The organism is Gammaproteobacteria bacterium, from assembly GCA_016712635.1.
Classification (GTDB): Bacteria; Pseudomonadota; Gammaproteobacteria; order SZUA-140; family SZUA-140; genus JADJWH01.
In genome coordinates this window covers 187,512-204,008 of sequence record JADJQS010000007.1, presented here as the reverse complement: position 1 = coordinate 204,008, position 16,497 = coordinate 187,512, and the positions used below count along the sequence as shown (strand labels likewise).

The following is a 16,497-nucleotide window of genomic DNA, read 5'->3' as shown; positions in this document are numbered from 1 at the left end:
GGTAAGCGCCGAATCGGCCCTGGAACTTGTTCTGCGGCTTGTTGAAGATCAGCCCGAGCAGGCCCTTCTGGTTGCCCAGCGCCTCCAGGGTATGGCAATATTGATCGAACGGTTCATCGCCGTCTTTCTTGATGAGGCTCGTCCAACTGTATTCGTCTGGCACCGGACTCTTCTGGTTGTACGGCGCCTTGGTGCGCTCATCGGCCATCTAAAGAAACAGCAGATAGGTGAGCTGCTCGTTGTTAGCCTGCCCGGACTTGATCCGGGGTAGTCGCCGTACGACATGCCGTCGTCGCGCAGGACGTTGCAGTAGTTCCAAAGTTTTTGGACGATGGAGGATGTATTCACGCTCGGGTGCTCAATAAGTCGCGAAGACAATGGCTTTCCAGAGTACTGAAACTTTCTGGCCAAAGTAGCCCTCTCTCCTTGAACACCTTCCACAGGTTACTTCTGAGTGTGATAGGCAATGAAGCTGTTGCAGCATCTTCAGCGCCGCTATCAATCGATGTGCAAGAATATGGAACTGTTCGAGCGCAACAACTTTGTACTCCTTTGGCGGATTCGTGCTGTCAGTTACACCGATGATCGGACCAACAAATATTGGAATAATTTCCTTACTGCCAATCTGATCCTTCACCCATTGAACATGGTCGCTTAACTGACCAACATCCTCCTTACGGTAAGGGGTTGTAGACTTCTTGTCGGTCTTGACCTCAATGCAAAGTGCAGATTGCCCATCAATCACCCACAGCACGTCCGGCCCAGTGCCAAATTCATGATCTGGACTGGTAGATTGGAAACCAAGATATTGCCCTAAGGCCCGCAGTGACTCCTCGGTCTGACCTGCAGTGCCACTGCCGTCTAGATGTGCTAAGTCCGCATCGATCCTTTTTGGGAGTATGACTGCTCCATCAGCCAAGATTTTCAACTGGCTATCGACTTCCATTACCTGACTTGGGACAGCCTCATACTCTTTGCCTATTTCTCTCGGATAGGCTGGAATATTTAGTTGATTAGAATGTGCTCGGGAATACATCTCCTGCGCAGATCCAGCATCGCCAAGTAGCTCTAGCGCATGCCCCAACCACAAGCAGTGCCACGCACCGGTGCTGACGCTCAGTGAAAACGCCTCTTCCAATGTTGTTGATAGTACCTTTGCGGCTCCATGGTAATCACGCCGCCATATCAGTGAGGCATAGTCAGATTCCGATCGCGCCAATCGTGTGAGCAGCTCCGTGTCTACCTCACTGCTATCAGGTTCCGCAGTTTTCATATATTCGTTGTAAGTGGCAAGCCAGTTCTCGTCTCTCGCAAGACACTGGTCTGCGGCCGCGTAAAGTTCTTTCACTTCATCAGCATGCGCGGAAACCTCATAGCCCAGAACGATCTGTTTTTGTAGAAATGGTGGCAACACCGCTCTGTTTCGTGGGACCAGAACCCAATCTACAAGGCGCTCACCCGTTAGAATCACAACTCCATGGTCACTCATGCCTCGCGAAATACGCCCAAAACTTTGCACGATACGAGATGCAATTGCTGTTCTAAGAGTATTCGATAGGCTCAGATACTCCCACATGTATCGCTCTAAGGGCCCTACCCCCATGGGCAGGTCGTCAATTACCATCACGCGGCACGTATCGCCTGGAAAGTCGACGCCGTCGTACCTAGCAGCCAACAGTAGTTTCGGAGTACCTGGATCGGCTTTAAATGCACGCACGTACTCAGATACGCTTTCTTTGGGTGGTGGCTCTGCTACCCCTTGCCAATTGGTCGCTCGTGCGTAGGTTGGTACCAGAATTAACGTCTTTCGATCCTTGATCAACTCCCTGGTGATTACTGTGTCCTCCCTGTCCACCTCAAGTTGGGAGGGAATCAAAATTAATCGCTCGCACTCTCCAGCCGTCGTCGAAGGGGCAGCAACCGCGTCTGGCACTCTCCCAAAGGTTCTAGCGAACGCATCTGGTGCCACTAGAGTCGCGGAAAGAGACACACGACGAGTCTCTCTTCCGAAATATGGAAGAGAAAGGACCGGAACAAATGGTGGGGTAATAGTTATTTCTGCGCCTGATACCAACATGCAACAAAGATCTATATGGTCATGAATGTATTCCCAAGCAAACATTGTTTCACGGTTATCTTGGAGAGCAGAAGCACGTAGTATTCTCAACAGCTCACCCTGTTGAGCATGAATCTCAAAAGGCGGTACCAGAAATAACCGCCGGCATTGTGGATCTTCCAACTCAGAATAGCTTCCTGCCTTACCTACTTTTTGGTAGTAGGGATTGAACAGAGCCGCCAATTCGGCATAAACGCCGGGGAAAGTATTTCTATTTAGACGCAATGAGAAATGATCGCGCAGCAGATGCTCGGCCGCATGAGCATCATCAAATACAATTGCTGATAGCTGTTCCCTAAAAAAGACAGATCGGCCATTGAATAGTGCTTGGTACGTGGTGACGCAAGGCGCCTCCCCACGAACAAATAAATCACTACTATATTGGCCGCGAAAGTACGTCGTTACGTCTAATCCGTATCCTTTGGCCTTTTCAGCGGTCTGCTCTACAAGCTGAATGGAGCTGCAAGCATACAGAACTTTCTCACGCGTTTCGTTAACGAGGGACTGCGCAACTAGCAGGCCGACCAATGTCTTGCCAGCGCCAGTATTGAGAACTATACCAACATCTCTCTTAGTACGATTTTCATGCCACTTACGAAGCGCATCACCCTGGGCCAGCCATAGATCATTGATACTCGGGTCCGAAACCTTTAGCTTCTGAAAAAGCTCTATCGGATCGACAGGCAGGGTCTCTTTCTTCTTCGACTTGATCTTTGAAAAATCAAACGTCATGTTATATTGCTCCTGTCATCTCTCCAGAAAAAGATGCCTTCAGGATAGATTGGCGAAGGCGATATGCGCGAAGACTATTAGTATCGACTTGAGACTCCACTTCGCGGACTATGGACAAGCGGAGCTCAACTTCCGCTAATGTGTGCTCTTGCTCTTTAATCGATGGGATTGGCACCAATAATTCTTTAAAGCGTCTTTGCGTTAGATTTACGCCACTGTCGCTAATTCCTGTTTTCAATTCATTGAGCGCGTCGACCACTTCTGGCGAATTGAGAACCAGCTCCAAAAATGCAGGCAAAGCGACATTCTGCTTAGTGCGCAGTCGATACACCTTGTCACACAGCATGATCCGGGGCCTTGTTGTCTTAACCAAGCAGGCTACGCCGACCCGCGAGCGAGGTCCTGCGCGTGTTATCAACAAATCTCCCGGCACAAGTTCAAGGTGTACTCTTGGCTTCAATTGATCAGGTAGTCTCTTGTTCTCGGCTTCAAGATATTGAAGTGGTTGCACGGCTGTTGTCTTTATTACTGCCCAATCATCGTCTCTTTGAGTTGATTCGCTTTCACACTGCGGGCTCCATCCCTGGTCAAGAGATTCAATAGCGACGCCTATTGGTTTTCGATCCCATTTCGATATGACCAATGTAGCGCCATCCACGACGAGGCGGCCTTCGACGGCGGCTTTGAGGACGGCGGCTTTGTAGCGCTTGAGGTTGGCCTTGACGCGCTTGAGGTTGGCGACGGCTTCGTCGAGGCGGGAGAATTGTTTTTCGATTTCGGCGACGATGCGTTTTTGTTCGTCGAGGGGTGGTACCGGCAGTGCAATCTTTGCCAGATTGCCACGCGAGATTCTTTTTCGCGTGCTACCACTCTGCATTGAGGCAACCGCAGACCGGAACGCAGGGGCGTTTACGAAATACATTAGCCAACGATGATCAAACTCGCCTGCTGCGGAGCGAACGATCGCAACATCTACAACAGTTACGGCGGACTTCGCGTCTCCTGGAAATATACATGCGCGCCCTAATGGATCGGGCATGCGCGCTATTAAGACGTCGCCTTTCTTTAGAAAGGTACATCCAAGCTCAACAGCCTTGGCATGCGTTAGGAAGCGTTCGGATTTATCCCGATACTCCCCATCGCCAATGTCGGCAAGCTGAATTAAGCGGACGTCACCTTCCGGATCTTGGTCTTTGCTTTCAACCCAATCTCCGTCTATGAATACTCCACCATCTTCAACAAGGTCATCTATTGTGGCAAGCGTCCAGCCCGAAGGGAAGAGTATCTGGTTCCGCTGTTTGTACTATCTCTATTACCGCGCTCATACCACTAATGTCTCTTTCAATTCTTAAATTATCGAACTCATGTTCTCTCGGACCACGGCCCGAAACCGATAGGTCGTTTCTTCTTCGGTTCCGGCGGAGTCATCAGTTCCCGGATGGCATGTATCAGACCGGCGATGGCCTGATCATGCCCTGACAGCTTGCGTTCCAACTCGCTCAGCTTCTGGCGAATCTCCTTGTGGGCCATGGTCAGCTCACGCAGCTTTACGAAAGCGCGCACCACGAACACGCTGACCTCGACCGCCCGGGGCGTATTGAGCACGGAGGCCGCCATTATGGCGCCGTGCTCAGTGAATACCCACGGCTGATAGCGCCGCCCGCCACGGCCGTGAAGCGGGTCGTTTGAGGTCGCATTTTGCGACCTCAAATCCGCAAACTCATGATTAGTCAATTGAAACGCGAAATCCTCCGGGAAACGATCGACGTTGCGTCGAATCTGTTCGTTGAGTCGCTTGGTCGTCACGCCGTATAACCTGGCCAAGTCCGCATCCAGCATGACCCGCTTGCCGCGTACGGTATATATCCGGTCTTCAATCTGTCTGCCCGGATTGGCATCCTTGCCGTTTTCCATGTTTCCCTCCCTGGATAATTCTCCTGTCTCCTTACCCCATTCCAACGTTACGCAAAAACGATATGGTCGTAATTTGCGACCATTCTTGCCGCCATATGTAAGGGCAAAAATACTGGATTCCCGCCCCCGCCTTCGCGGGGGCATGCCTGATTCACGCTGGAATGACATATTCGAGACCGATGGCATGCATTGTAAATTGTCGCTCATGCGGCCAGGGTCTCGTTCAGGTCTTCAATAATGGCGTTCAGCTTGTCGCCGAACAGTTGGTGTACCTTGCCGAGTCCGCCCTGCTGGATAAACGGCGCGTAGTTGAAGTCGTCCGGCTCGATGCCGAGGTTCGCGGCGATGTGGTCGCGGATCATTTCGAGCCATTTCATTTGGTCAGCTGTGAAAGGCTCTGGATTCCCGCCTGCGCGGGACTGACGACCTTGGGTAGCAAGCCATGCGTTGAAGTTGGCGTTGACGCGCTCGGGGAACGGGATGAGTTCGTTGTCCTGGTGGATGGCGAAGCGCACGAGCGAGACGAGGTCGGTGAGGATGCGCTTTCCGCTGGCGCCTTTGACCTTCGATTTCTCCAGCGCGGCATAGGCGTTCCAGAGCTGGGATTCGTTCCACAGGTAGGGCGGCTTCTCGATGGCGTCGGCGAGTTCTTTGACGGCCTCGAAGGTGAGGCGGTGTTTGTAGGGCCGGCTGTAGAGCACCTGCAAGGCGGTGATTTCGTCTTTGTGGTCCTTGATGAATTGCTCGAAGGACTGGACCAGGCCTTTGGCGCGGGCCAGGGCTTCCTCCGAGAAACCGGCGAAAAGGACTTCGTCGGGGCTGACGTGGTCGATGGTAATTTCGGATTTGGCTTTCAGGTCGATGAGCAGTTGGCGCAACGCCGGATCGTGGAGGGGTTTGACGGCGTCTTGCACGATGGTGTTGCGTTGCGCTTCGCGGTTGGGTGCCTGCGGCACGGGCTCCCGGGCTTCGCGTTGCTCAGCCCAGGCTACATTCTCAACCCAGGGTACATTTTCGTCGAGGGCATCGGGGTTCAGGGATTGAACGATGCGGTGGGCGAGGTCTTTGAGGCCCAGTCCGCCGCTGGCCTGGCGGATGCGTTTGTCGTCATCCTTGCTGATGCGGTGTTCCATTCTGGCGAGGCGACCGGCGAGGGAGGTGAGCACGTCGTCTTCGGTGTTGCCGAAGGCGACGGCCTGCATGAGTTTTTCGAAGCTGACGGTGGGCTTCTGCTCCATCGGGCGGGAGTCGGTCTTGTCCTGCTCGCAGACGCCGACGGCGTCGACGATGACGAAGTGGTCCTTGGCCTTGGCGTCGGGGGTGACGCTTTGCAGGTCGTCGGCCTTCATGACGCGCACGCCGCGGCCTTTCATCTGCTCGAAGAAGGCGCGGGATTTGACGGCGCGCATGAACAGGACGATCTCCACCGCCTTGATGTCGGTGCCGGTGGCGATCATGTCGACTGTGACGGCGATGCGCGGCATGGGGCTGGTGCGGAATTCGTTGATGAGGTCTTTCGGTTTCGCGCCGGTGGTGCGGTAGGTGATCTTCTGGGCGAAGTCGTTGCCCTTGCCGAATTCCTCGCGCACGATCTCGACGATGTTTTCGGCGTGGGCGTCGTCCTTGGCGAAGATGAGGGTCTTGGGCACCCAGGTGCGGCCGGGAAAGATTTCGGTGAACAGCTTGTCGCGGAAGGTGCGGACGATGGTGCGGATCTGGTCCGGGGCGACCACGTCGCGGTCGAGCTGGTTGGGATCGTAGCTGAAGTCGTCGTCGAGCTGTTCCCAGCGCTTCTTGCGCGTGTCGCGCTCCTGCACCTGCACCGAGTAGCCGGCCTCCACCTTTGAGCCCTGTTCAGTGATGACGGTGCGGATGCGGTAGACGTCGTAGTTGACGTTGACGCCGTCGGCCACGGCCATTTCGTGGTTGTATTCCATCACCAGGTTCTGATGGAAGAAGCCGAAGGTCTGCTTGCTGGGCGTGGCGGTGAGGCCGATGAGGTAGGCATCGAAGTACTCCAGCACCTGTGCCCAGAGGTTGTAGATGGAGCGGTGGCATTCGTCGGTGACGATGATGTCGAAGCTCTCTATTGGGATGTTTGGGTTGTACTCGATGGGCTCGGGCTGTTTGAACAGGCTGCCGAGCTTGTCGATGGATTCTTCTTCGAGGTCTTCGGGCAGGTCCCGGCCCTTGAGCATGGAGTACATGCGCTGGATGGTGCAGATGCAGACGCGCGCAGTGGTGTCGAGCGTGTTGCCTTGCAGGCGCTGGACGATGTACTCCTCGGTGAACTTGAAGTTGTTGTAGGGCGAGGCGTATTGCTGGAATTCCTTCAGCGTCTGGTCGCCGAGGTTGCCGCGGTCGACCAGGAACAGCACCCGTTTCGCGCCGGCGAATTTGATCAGGCGGTAGATGAAGCTGATGGCGGTGAAGGTCTTGCCAGAGCCGGTGGCCATTTGGATCAGGGCGCGGGGGCGGTTTTCCTTCAGGGATTGTTCGAGGTTGTTGATCGCCGTGATCTGCGCGGGCCAGAGGCCGTGCGTCTCCAGCGCGGGTATGTGCTGGAGGCGGGAGAGGAAGGTGCTCGTATGGGGACGGAATTCAATTCCGTCCCCGGTAACAGGCGATGAGCCCGGGGACAGACTGGAAGTCTGTCCCCTACCTGAAGTGGCGTAAACGTTGCGCGTATCGGCGGCCTTAGGATAGGCCGCTTCTCCCATTCCATCTCCGCCGGCATCAGTCAACCAATCGGCCAGTGTCTCTGGCTTGTGGAAGGCAAACACCGGGCGCGAACGCGGTTGCGGATCGAGGCCATTGGTGAAGCGGGTTTCGACGCCGGTGGACTGGTATGCGAACGGCAGCGGCTTCTTCCACGCAGGCAATCCGTCCGGGAGTCCCTGGGTGTATTTCGCGGATTGGATTTCGACGCCAGTTAACGTGAGGCCTTCCTTCTTGGCTTCGATGACGCCGGCCGCCTTGCCATCGACGTAAAGCAGATAGTCCGCCTCGCCGTGTCCCGTCTTGAGCGGGAACTCCCGAATCGCCACGCCGCGATGCGCGGTGATATGCGCCTTATCAACGTCGCACACAACCCAGCCGGCCTGCGTAAGCAGCCGGTCGATGGTCTCGCGTGCTTGTTGTTCCGGTGCGGGCACTTTCTTATATGTTTTTAGTTCTTATGAGGTTAGAGAGGGATGCTAACACATATATATAGAGTGCTGAACCCTAGGACATTTTGGTTAGGCGTTAGGAGTAAGGGGTAAGGCGAAACGAAAAACACCAGGTCAGAGAGGGAGTTCTGTAACCGGTGCCTGAAAAATTGTTACATTGGTCACACATCCCTCTCTGACCCCGATTCCTCTATGTGCGGACGGCTGAACATCGCGGCCCCGGGGCCGAAGCTGGTCGAGGCCTTCGATATCGTGCGCGATATCGAGCTGTTCGACGCGCTGGCGCCGCGCTACAACGTGGCGCCGTCGCAGCGCATCCCCGCGATCCGTCTGGACAGCGGGCAGCGCGCAGCCTGCCTGCTGCGCTGGGGGCTGGTCCCCTCCTGGGCGAAGGACGAGAAGATCGGTTACAAGATGATCAATGCGCGCGCCGAGACCGTGGCCGAGAAGCCTGCCTACCGCGCCGCCTTCAAGCGTCACCGCTGCCTGATCCCCGCGACCGGTTTCTATGAATGGCAGCAGTCCGACGGCAAGCAGCCCTACAACATTCGTCGTAAGGATGCTGCGCCGTTCGCGCTAGCCGGTTTGTGGGAGCACTGGGAGCGTGAGGGGATGGTGATCGAGTCCTGCACCATCGTCGTAACCGAAGCGAATGATTTGATGCGACGAATTCATGAGCGCATGCCGGTGATCCTGCACCCGAAGGATTATGACCTGTGGCTTAACCCGGAGGTTGGGGACCCGGAACGGCTACTACCTTTGCTCATCCCCTATGCGGACGAGGACCTGGAGATGTATCCGGTGTCGAAGATGGTGAACAGTCCGAAGAACGATCGGGTGGAATTGATCGAGGAGATGGTTGAGGGGGGAAGGGTTTGAAAGCTGTTCCCTACCGCCGGAGTAAAGGGGACAGATTTGAAATCTGTCCCCGTACTGTGGTTGAAATCTGCCCCCAGCACGGCGTCGCTGCCGGTGGGTAGATGGGGACAGACTGGATGTCTGTCCCCTAACGTGAGTGAAGTCTGTCCCCTGGCGTAAGTGAAGTCTGTCCGGGCTACGATGCGGGCCGGGGCATATTGGTTTACGGCCTGCCCTCAACCCTTAATCGATTTTCGTCAACTCATACCACCCTCCAGACCGGCATATAAAATGCTATAAACTTTCATATTACGAAAGTTTCTGGTATTTTTGATTGGGTTGGCGAGGATGAGCAGTTGGCAGACATGCAAACTTTAACTACTAAAATCATTGATTTGGATTTATCCAACCGGGTTTTAACCGAAGCCCAGCTGAGCAGGCTGCTGGATGGCAGCCCGCAGCGGCGCTACAACCTGGTTAACCGGGCGTTGAAGTCCGGGGAACTGCTCCGGCTGCGCCGGGGAGTCTACCTGCTGGACCAGAAGTGGCGCGATTACCCGAGCCACCCCTATGCCCTCGCCCAGGCACTGGTGCCGGGCAGTTATGTGTCGTTCGAAACTGCGCTGTCGCACCATGGCTGGATCCCCGAGGCGGTATACACCACCGCCAGTGTCACGCCCGGCCGCAAATCGTTGAACTTCGAGCACGCGAGGTTCGGCAGCTTTTCCTTTTATCCCCTCGCCACCCAGGTAGGTTATTTCCTCGAGCTGGTCGGACGCGAGCGAGTCTCGGAACAATCCATGCTGGTGGCCGAACCCATCCGGGCATTGATAGATCTGGTGTGCCTGAGAAAGGTTGAGTGGCAGGGAATGGGCTGGCTGTTGGAAGGCCTGCGCATCGATCACGAGCATCTGCGCGGCATTAGCCGCGCGGACATCCGGATACTGGAGCTGGTCTACAAGCAAAAACGCGTGCAGAATTTTCTCAGATCACTGGCCAGGGAGTCAGGCAATGATTGAGTTGATCCAACGACGACTGAACGACTATCAGGCCGCCAGTCCCGTGGAAGAGGATCAGGCGATCAAGGAGATCCTGCAGGAGATCGCGCTATACGCGCTGTGGCGGGCGGGTTTCTTTGAAGTGGCCGCGTTTCAGGGCGGCACTAGCCTGCGCATCCTGCACAAGCTCCCGCGTTTCTCCGAGGATCTGGATTTCATCCTGAAAGTCCCCGATCCCGATTTTGAGTGGATAGCCTATTTGCAACCGCTGCTGGATGGTCTGCGGGAGTTTGGCCTCAGAACCGAGGTGCTGGACAAGGGACACATGGACCAGAACATCCGGAAGGCGGTTCTGAAGGATGACTCCATCAGCAATCAGTTGGCCTTGAGCTTTTACCGGAGTCCCGCTGGAAAGAAGCTCAACATCAAGCTGGAGGTCGACATCAATCCTCCGGAAGGATCAGGCTTCGAATATTCCTATCTCGATTTCCCGCTCGATTTCGAAGTATGCCATCAGGACCTCGGCAGCAATTTCGCGCTGAAGCTTCATGCCCTGCTCTGCCGGCCTTACCTGAAAGGACGCGACTGGTACGATTTCAACTGGTATGTGAAGCGGGGCGTACCACCCAATCTCACACACCTGCAGGCCGCACTGCGACAATACGGGCCTTGGGCCGGAGAAACGGTTGCGGTTGGCAGCGCCTGGCTACGAAATGCCTTGTTGGAAAAAGTGGCCGCCATTGTCTGGCGGGACGCCGCCGCGGATGTCGAGCGGTTTCTCAATGCAGCGGAGAGACAAGGTCTGGAACTATGGAGCGAGCGCTTTTTCCGGACGAAGGTTGAGAGCCTGCCAGAGTAAGGGGCACAGGTTTGAAATCTGTCCCCGCACTGTGGTTGAAGTCTGTCCCCCCATGATGCGTGTCACCCTGCCTTCTTGAGCTCTTCCCGTATCACCTTGCGCAGTACTTTTTCCAGCGATTTATCATGCGCCTTGATGTGTTCCCTCAGGGCGTCATTGATCAGGGTCTGGTAGTTGCCGCCCCCGGCGCCGTGAACAACACTTTTGAAATGCTCGATGATGTCGGCATCGAGTCGGATAGTGATGCGATGATGAATTCCCCGGATTCCGCTGCGCTCCATCCGGGCTACGATGCGGGCTGCTCCGGGAAGGGGACAGATTTTAAATCTGTCCCCGTACTATGGTTGAAATCTGTACCCCACCGCCGGAGTAAAGGGGACAGACTGGAAGTCTGTCCCCTGACGTGAGTGAAGTCTGTCCCCGGGCGGGCAGTGTGCTCAGCCGGGCCAGGGCAATGAACCGTTGACGCGAAACACTTCCACCGGAAAGTCGTAGCCCTCCGGGCTGTGGACGGCGTTGAAGCGGACGTGGTGGCCGGAGAGTTCGCACAGCCAGGCGTCCTGGAACAACGGCCGGGGGCTGGCCAGCGCCGCGGGCGTGAACAGCGCGACGTTGATGCCGTGCTGCGGGTCGCGGGCGGAGGTGTATTCGAAGGCCTCGATGCCGGCTTCGCGCATAGTCGCGCCGAGTGCCTGGCTGCTGCTGTAGTCGCTGGTGTGGGTCAGCATTGCGGCGTGTTCGGCAAAGGGCGCATGCTGCAGTTGCAGGCCGCGCTCGGTCTTGTAGTCGACGCCGAACAGCGTGTGCTGGGTGTCGAGCTTGCCCGGCGGCGGCACGGTCATGCCGTACCAGAACACGAAGCGGTAATAGGCCGCCTCGGCCAGCGCCGTGCGCGTCTCGCGCGAGCCGTAGAACAGGCTGGGCTCGCTGCGCCGGCCGAAGCGCGAACCGAATTTCAGCGGCGGATAGCGGAACGGCGTGGACAGCAGGTAATGCAGCGACTCCGTGCCCGGCCGCAGCCGCGGCTTGGTGCGCTCGAGCATTTCTTCCAGCACGGACTGGCGCGCGAGCGAGGCGACCAGTTGATTGGTGGCGACCTGCTCCTGGCTTTCCACCAGGCGCTGCAGCGTGCCCGCGAGCGGGACAGGCGGCGCGGCGGCGAGTACGCCGTTCCAGTCGGTCATTCAGAGTTTTCCGCGGATGGCGTCGAGGTATTCGAGCACGTTGATCAGCCCCTGCACGCTCTTGACCTGCTGTCGCCGCCGGTCAGGGCATACAGCGCGCGGTAGCAGCGGATGAACAGCAGCGCGAGCTCGCCCGCCTTGCTGTCGGGATCGATGCGGCCGCGGCTGATGGCGGTGCGGTCCTTGCCGACGACGGCGCCCAGCTCGACCTGGTTCATGCCCAGATGCCGGCCGGCGCTGACCAGCGCCTCGGCGAGGACATCCGCCTTGTCGGGGGTGGTTGCGGTGGCGTTTTTCATCGGGAGGGGCTCCTTCTGCGCTTTATGCACAATATACAGAAATATCGTGCTATTTGCACAGAATATTAGCGTCCATCTTGGGAGTGGGGACAGACTGGAAGTCTGTCCCCAGCGAGTAAATGGGGACAGATTTGAAATCTGTCCCCCTTGCCCGAGGCCGAAATCCGTCCTCGGAAGTTCACCCTGCCCACTTCCCCCTTCCGGGAGGCGAGGGCGACGGACGATCAGGCCGCGTAGGGATGGACGCGCCGTTCCACCTCGGCGCCGACGGTGCGCTGGGCCACGCGCAGGTCGTAGTCAGCCTGCAATCCCATCCATGTCTCGGGCGAGACGCTGAAGTAGCGGCCGAGGCGCAGTGCGGTGTCGGCGGTAATGGCGCGGGATCCGTTGACGATCGCGCTGATGCGACCCGGCGGCACGACGATGTCGCGCGCGAGGCGATTGATGCTGATGTCCAGCGGCTTCATGAATTCCTCGCGCAGGACTTCGCCGGGGTGGATGGGATCGAGCAGTTTTTTCTTGGCGGGCATGTGTACTACCTCAATGGTAATCTACGATCTCGACATCGCAGGCGTCGCCGTCTTTCCAGCGAAAGCAAATCCGCCATTGGTCATTGATACGTATGCTGTATTGTCCCGCGCGATCGCCTTTCAGCACCTCAAAGCGGTTACCGGGTGGTAGCCGCAGATCCTGAAGCAGTTTCGCCCGGTTCAAATACAGGAGCTTGCGGCGTGCAACACGCTCAATCGCCTGGAAGCGCGGCACATCCTGATCCCCGAACAGCGCCTCAACTTCCGGGTCGCGGAATGAGCGGATCATCGGCATCCAGCCTATTACGTTCCGCGTAATATGTCAAACAGCATGGCAGCACTCCCTGGCGGCCCGGACGGTTATCAGTATAGCCATGCGAACCATGGCTGTGACTGCCACGGATGGATTAGCGATTATGTGCTGTGGTGGTCGCAGCCCGGATGCAGGCGCGGAGCGCCGTAAGGTTCCCGGATTATGCTGCGGCACTCAACCGGGAGACGGACTGGAAGTTCGTCCCCTGGCGGCGACCGCGCCGCTGCACCTGCCACTGCAAGAGGGGACAGATTTTCTCAATCTGTCCGCGGGTATGAGGCTGCGCTACACCATCGGGAGACGGACTGGAAGTCCGTCCCCTACCTGCGTATTCCGCGATTTATCTTGCACATTTTGTGCATATTTAGCCATGAGATGCGGCGGTCCTTAAGGTTCATCAGGCTGGCAATCGCGGGGGCACTTTGGTAACGTGAGGCCAGTCATTCGCATCCTTCCCGTGATTCCGCAGTGATAGCGGAACTGGCGTAAAACCAAAGGGATTTCCATGGAACCCACTGCCAGGCGCCGTTCGCGGCGATACGCCGTATTCCTTTGCACCGCGTTCGCTTTTGCGCCGTGGGGGCTCGCGGCCGCGGTGGATCTCGCGAAGTGCGGACGCTGCCATGCGACGCCGCCGATTGTCGCGCCCGCGGGGCCGGCGTGCGCGAGCTGCCATTCCGCGGAGCAGGACCTTGCGCACGCGGCCTCCGTCGTAGCGGAGCCTGCGGCCGGTCCGGAGGAAACCCCGGCCGGCACAGCGGCGCGCGCGGTTCGGCCCGCGCCCGACAGCACCGAGCTGCTCGCCGGCATGAGCGTGCCGCTCTACTACGAACACACCCGCATCGGCACGCACCCGAACGAGATGGCCCATATCCCCGCCGGCAGGTTCACCATGGGCACCGACGACCGCCTGCCCGATGAGGGCCCCGCGCATATCGTCGATCTGCCGGCCTATGACATCGATGTCTACGAGGTGACGAACGGCCAGTACAAGACCTTCATGGAGGCAACCGGGCACCGTTCGCCGCCGCAGTTCGAGAACCGCACGTATCCGCCCGGCAAGATCGACCATCCTGTCGTCGGTGTGACCTGGAACGATGCGAGCGACTACTGCACCTGGGCGGCAAACGCCTGCCGAGCGACGCGGAGTGGGAGAAGGCCGCGCGCGGCACCGATGCACGCCGCTACCCCTGGGGCAACGAGTTCGGCATGCATCGCGCGAACACGCCGCTGTACTGGAATTCGCTCGGGCGCGAGGGCGATACCAGCCCAGTCGGCGCCTTCGCCGACGGGCAGAACGCCTTCGGGCTCTACGACATGTCGGGCAATGTGTGGGAATGGACCGGATCCTGGTACCGCGCATATCCGGGCAACACGCACCCGAATGAAAATTACGGCGAACTCTACAAGACACTGAAGGGCGGCTCGTGGTGGGATTGCTCGTTCTACAAATGCGGCATCTCGGCGCCGAGTTTCAATCGCGCCTTCTTTCTCCGTACGACGAAGAACAACAGCTTCGGTTTCCGCTGCGCGAAGGACGCGCCATAGGAGGTTTCATGCGCTACGTGAATCATGAGATGACGCGCCGCGCGGCGCGGGCATGCGGCGCCGCGTTGATCGCCCTGCTCTGCGCGCTGCCTGTGCAGGCGGCAGAACCCGCCGTCCGGCCCGCGGCACCGGCCGCCAATATGGCGCTGGTCCCGGCCGGCGAGTTCGTCATGGGCAGCGACAAGGCCGAACATGAGGGCGTCGCGGGCGAATTCGGCAACACCAAGCCGTGGTATCTGGACGAGCATCCGGAGCACCGCGTGCGCCTGCCTGCCTACTACATCGACCCGTACGAGGTCACCAACGCCGACTATCGCGCGTTCTTCGCCGCGGTCAACGTCCCGCCGCCGGACCACTGGCTCGACCGCGGCTACATCCTCAGCCTGAAGCACGACAAGCTGACCTCGCTCGATGTCGAGAAGCTGCGCCAGCTCGCGGTGAAGACCTTCAAGCTCGACCTCGACACGCGGGCGATGACGAAGGACGAGCTGCTGGCGGCGATCGGGAAGAAGTTCGAGCTGCAGGGGCGCGAGCCGGTGATCTACGTGAGCTGGAACGACGCCGATGCCTACTGCCGCTGGGCCGGCAAGCGCCTGCCGACCGAGGCCGAGTGGGAAAAGGCGGCGCGCGGCGCCGGTGGCCAGGAATTTCCCTGGGGCCAGGAGTGGAAGGACGGCATGAGCAACGCCGGCGAAGAGGAATGGGAAGACGGTGTCGCGCCGGTGGGCTCGTACTCCACCGACAAGTCGCCGTACGGCGTGTTCGACATGGCCGGCAACGTCTCCGAATGGATTACCGACTGGTATCAGGCCTACCCGGGCTCGGACTACACGAGCGACAACTTCGGCGAGAAATTCCGCGTCGTGCGCGGCGCCGGCCGCGGCGGCGAGGGCCATTACGCCCTGCACCTGTTCCAGCGCGGCGCCTACCGCTTCAACCTCCCCCCCGACTCGCGCTTCAACGACCTCGGCTTCCAAAGCTGCGCCGCTGACGCATCGCCCCGAAGGCCGCCAGCCTGGAGTGATCCTCCAATAATCCGGGAATTAATGACGTTGGGGACAGATTTATTTTATTGATGCCCGCGCCGTCTGCCTGACCACCCTCCGGCCCCTGCCCAATCGGCACGGAAAAATAAATCTGTCCCCAACGTCAAAAGTTTGCTGTGCCTGCCAGGCGTGAAAATAAATCTGTCCCCGATGATGGGGTATAGTATCTGCGCCATTTTGATCATCGTTCCACTGACTGGAGGGAGTCGCCGCGATGCATTTGAATAACAAGAACCTTCACATTTCACTGCCGGTGGCGCTGGCCTTGTTGTGCCTGGGTGGCTGCCAGACCATGTATTACGGCACGATGGAGAAATTCGGCGTCGAGAAGCGCGACATTCTGGTCAAGCGCGTCGACAAGGCGCGCGAGGCGCAGCAGGAGGCGAAGGAGCAGTTCGCCTCGGCGCTGGACAAGTTCATCGCCGTGACCGGCTATGAAGGCGGCGATCTGGAGGAGCAGTACAACATCCTGAAGGATGAAGACGATGCCAGCCTCGCCCGCGCGGAGGACGTCAAGTCGCGCATCGTCGACGTCAAGGATGTGGCGGACAGCCTGTTCGCGGAATGGAACGAGGAACTCGGCAAGTACACCGACCCGAACCTGAAGCGCGCGAGCGCGCAGCAGTTAAAGAGTACGCAGGCGTCCTACAAGAAGCTGGTCGCGGCGATGGATGCGGCGGAGAAGAAGATCCAGCCGGTGCTGAACGCCTTCCAGGACCGCGTGCTGTTCCTGAAGCACAACCTCAACGCCAGCGCGATCGCCTCGCTGCGCAATCAGAAGATGAGCATCGAGAAGGACATCTCGGCGCTGATCCGCGACATGAACACGTCGATCGCCGAGGCGGACAAGTTCATCGACTCGATGTCAAAGCCGGAGTAAATCTGCGTGGACAGCATCAGAGACCGGGGACGGTCTTGAGTCCGTGCCCG

14 protein-coding genes and 2 pseudogenes are annotated in these 16,497 nt (G+C 58.1%); 6 read left to right on the top strand and 10 right to left on the bottom strand.

Annotated features, from left to right (window positions below; all coding sequences use genetic code 11):
* Nucleotides 1-19: 19 nt before the first annotated feature.
* The 5 genes and pseudogenes from IPK65_10595 to IPK65_10575 form a co-directional block, all read right to left on the bottom strand.
* Nucleotides 20-348 (bottom strand): annotated as a pseudogene (locus tag IPK65_10595) (SAM-dependent DNA methyltransferase).
* A gap of 10 nt (nt 349-358) precedes the next feature.
* On the bottom strand, nt 359-2,848 hold the full coding sequence (locus tag IPK65_10590) for a DEAD/DEAH box helicase family protein (protein MBK8163559.1): 2,490 nt from the start codon (nt 2,846-2,848) through the stop codon (nt 359-361).
* 1 nt (nt 2,849) lies between these two features.
* Nucleotides 2,850-4,133: a restriction endonuclease subunit S gene (locus IPK65_10585; protein ID MBK8163558.1), complete on the bottom strand. Its 1,284-nt coding sequence runs from the start codon at nt 4,131-4,133 to the stop codon at nt 2,850-2,852.
* 77 nt (nt 4,134-4,210) lie between these two features.
* Entirely contained in the window at nt 4,211-4,762 is a 552-nt protein-coding gene (locus IPK65_10580; protein ID MBK8163557.1) for an ORF6N domain-containing protein, read from the bottom strand.
* Nucleotides 4,763-4,965: 203 nt separating this feature from the next.
* Complete coding sequence (locus tag IPK65_10575) at nt 4,966-7,917, bottom strand: DEAD/DEAH box helicase family protein (protein MBK8163556.1); 2,952 nt, start codon at nt 7,915-7,917, stop codon at nt 4,966-4,968.
* A gap of 207 nt (nt 7,918-8,124) precedes the next feature.
* Between IPK65_10575 and IPK65_10570 the strand changes: the two genes are divergently transcribed.
* The 3 genes from IPK65_10570 (at nt 8,125) to IPK65_10560 (ending at nt 10,647) form a co-directional block, all read left to right on the top strand.
* On the top strand, nt 8,125-8,811 hold the full coding sequence (locus tag IPK65_10570; GenBank protein MBK8163555.1) for an SOS response-associated peptidase: 687 nt from the start codon (nt 8,125-8,127) through the stop codon (nt 8,809-8,811).
* Nucleotides 8,812-9,155: 344 nt separating this feature from the next.
* On the top strand, nt 9,156-9,809 hold the full coding sequence (locus IPK65_10565) for a hypothetical protein (GenBank protein MBK8163554.1): 654 nt from the start codon (nt 9,156-9,158) through the stop codon (nt 9,807-9,809).
* Entirely contained in the window at nt 9,802-10,647 is an 846-nt protein-coding gene (locus IPK65_10560) for a nucleotidyl transferase AbiEii/AbiGii toxin family protein (protein MBK8163553.1), read from the top strand. Before IPK65_10565 ends, IPK65_10560 begins: the two co-directional genes overlap by 8 nt.
* A 62-nt stretch (nt 10,648-10,709) precedes the next feature.
* On the opposite strand, the gene IPK65_10555 is transcribed toward IPK65_10560, so the two are convergent.
* From IPK65_10555 to IPK65_10535, 5 genes and pseudogenes are all read right to left on the bottom strand, one after another.
* Nucleotides 10,710-10,928, bottom strand: coding sequence for a BrnA antitoxin family protein (locus IPK65_10555; GenBank protein ID MBK8163552.1), 219 nt, complete (start codon nt 10,926-10,928; stop codon nt 10,710-10,712).
* A 156-nt stretch (nt 10,929-11,084) separates the two neighbouring features.
* Nucleotides 11,085-11,831: an RES family NAD+ phosphorylase gene (locus IPK65_10550; GenBank protein ID MBK8163551.1), complete on the bottom strand. Its 747-nt coding sequence runs from the start codon at nt 11,829-11,831 to the stop codon at nt 11,085-11,087.
* A pseudogene (locus IPK65_10545) lies at nt 11,832-12,130 on the bottom strand (XRE family transcriptional regulator).
* Between the two features lie 224 nt (nt 12,131-12,354).
* Nucleotides 12,355-12,660: a HigA family addiction module antidote protein gene (locus IPK65_10540; protein MBK8163550.1), complete on the bottom strand. Its 306-nt coding sequence runs from the start codon at nt 12,658-12,660 to the stop codon at nt 12,355-12,357.
* Between the two features lie 10 nt (nt 12,661-12,670).
* Nucleotides 12,671-12,949: a type II toxin-antitoxin system RelE/ParE family toxin gene (locus IPK65_10535; GenBank protein MBK8163549.1), complete on the bottom strand. Its 279-nt coding sequence runs from the start codon at nt 12,947-12,949 to the stop codon at nt 12,671-12,673.
* A 529-nt stretch (nt 12,950-13,478) separates the two neighbouring features.
* Between IPK65_10535 and IPK65_10530 the strand changes: the two genes are divergently transcribed.
* The 3 genes from IPK65_10530 to IPK65_10520 all read left to right on the top strand — a co-directional run bounded on the left by IPK65_10530 (nt 13,479) and on the right by IPK65_10520 (nt 16,447).
* Nucleotides 13,479-14,390, top strand: a complete 912-nt coding sequence (locus IPK65_10530; protein MBK8163548.1) for a formylglycine-generating enzyme family protein — start codon at nt 13,479-13,481, stop codon at nt 14,388-14,390.
* 139 nt (nt 14,391-14,529) lie between these two features.
* On the top strand, nt 14,530-15,597 hold the full coding sequence (locus tag IPK65_10525; protein MBK8163547.1) for an SUMF1/EgtB/PvdO family nonheme iron enzyme: 1,068 nt from the start codon (nt 14,530-14,532) through the stop codon (nt 15,595-15,597).
* A 184-nt stretch (nt 15,598-15,781) separates the two neighbouring features.
* On the top strand, nt 15,782-16,447 hold the full coding sequence (locus IPK65_10520; protein MBK8163546.1) for a DUF2959 domain-containing protein: 666 nt from the start codon (nt 15,782-15,784) through the stop codon (nt 16,445-16,447).
* The last annotated feature ends 50 nt before the right edge of the window (nt 16,448-16,497 follow it).

Coding starts and splice junctions, on each gene's coding strand:
- IPK65_10590 (MBK8163559.1), bottom strand. CDS start 2,848: ATGACGTTTGATTTTTCAAAGATCAAGTCGAAGAAGAAAGAGACCCTG.
- IPK65_10580 (MBK8163557.1), bottom strand. CDS start 4,762: ATGGAAAACGGCAAGGATGCCAATCCGGGCAGACAGATTGAAGACCGG.
- IPK65_10570 (MBK8163555.1), top strand. CDS start 8,125: ATGTGCGGACGGCTGAACATCGCGGCCCCGGGGCCGAAGCTGGTCGAG.
- IPK65_10565 (MBK8163554.1), top strand. CDS start 9,156: ATGCAAACTTTAACTACTAAAATCATTGATTTGGATTTATCCAACCGG.
- IPK65_10560 (MBK8163553.1), top strand. CDS start 9,802: ATGATTGAGTTGATCCAACGACGACTGAACGACTATCAGGCCGCCAGT.
- IPK65_10555 (MBK8163552.1), bottom strand. CDS start 10,928: ATGGAGCGCAGCGGAATCCGGGGAATTCATCATCGCATCACTATCCGA.
- IPK65_10550 (MBK8163551.1), bottom strand. CDS start 11,831: ATGACCGACTGGAACGGCGTACTCGCCGCCGCGCCGCCTGTCCCGCTC.
- IPK65_10540 (MBK8163550.1), bottom strand. CDS start 12,660: ATGCCCGCCAAGAAAAAACTGCTCGATCCCATCCACCCCGGCGAAGTC.
- IPK65_10535 (MBK8163549.1), bottom strand. CDS start 12,949: ATGATCCGCTCATTCCGCGACCCGGAAGTTGAGGCGCTGTTCGGGGAT.
- IPK65_10530 (MBK8163548.1), top strand. CDS start 13,479: ATGGAACCCACTGCCAGGCGCCGTTCGCGGCGATACGCCGTATTCCTT.
- IPK65_10525 (MBK8163547.1), top strand. CDS start 14,530: ATGCGCTACGTGAATCATGAGATGACGCGCCGCGCGGCGCGGGCATGC.
- IPK65_10520 (MBK8163546.1), top strand. CDS start 15,782: ATGCATTTGAATAACAAGAACCTTCACATTTCACTGCCGGTGGCGCTG.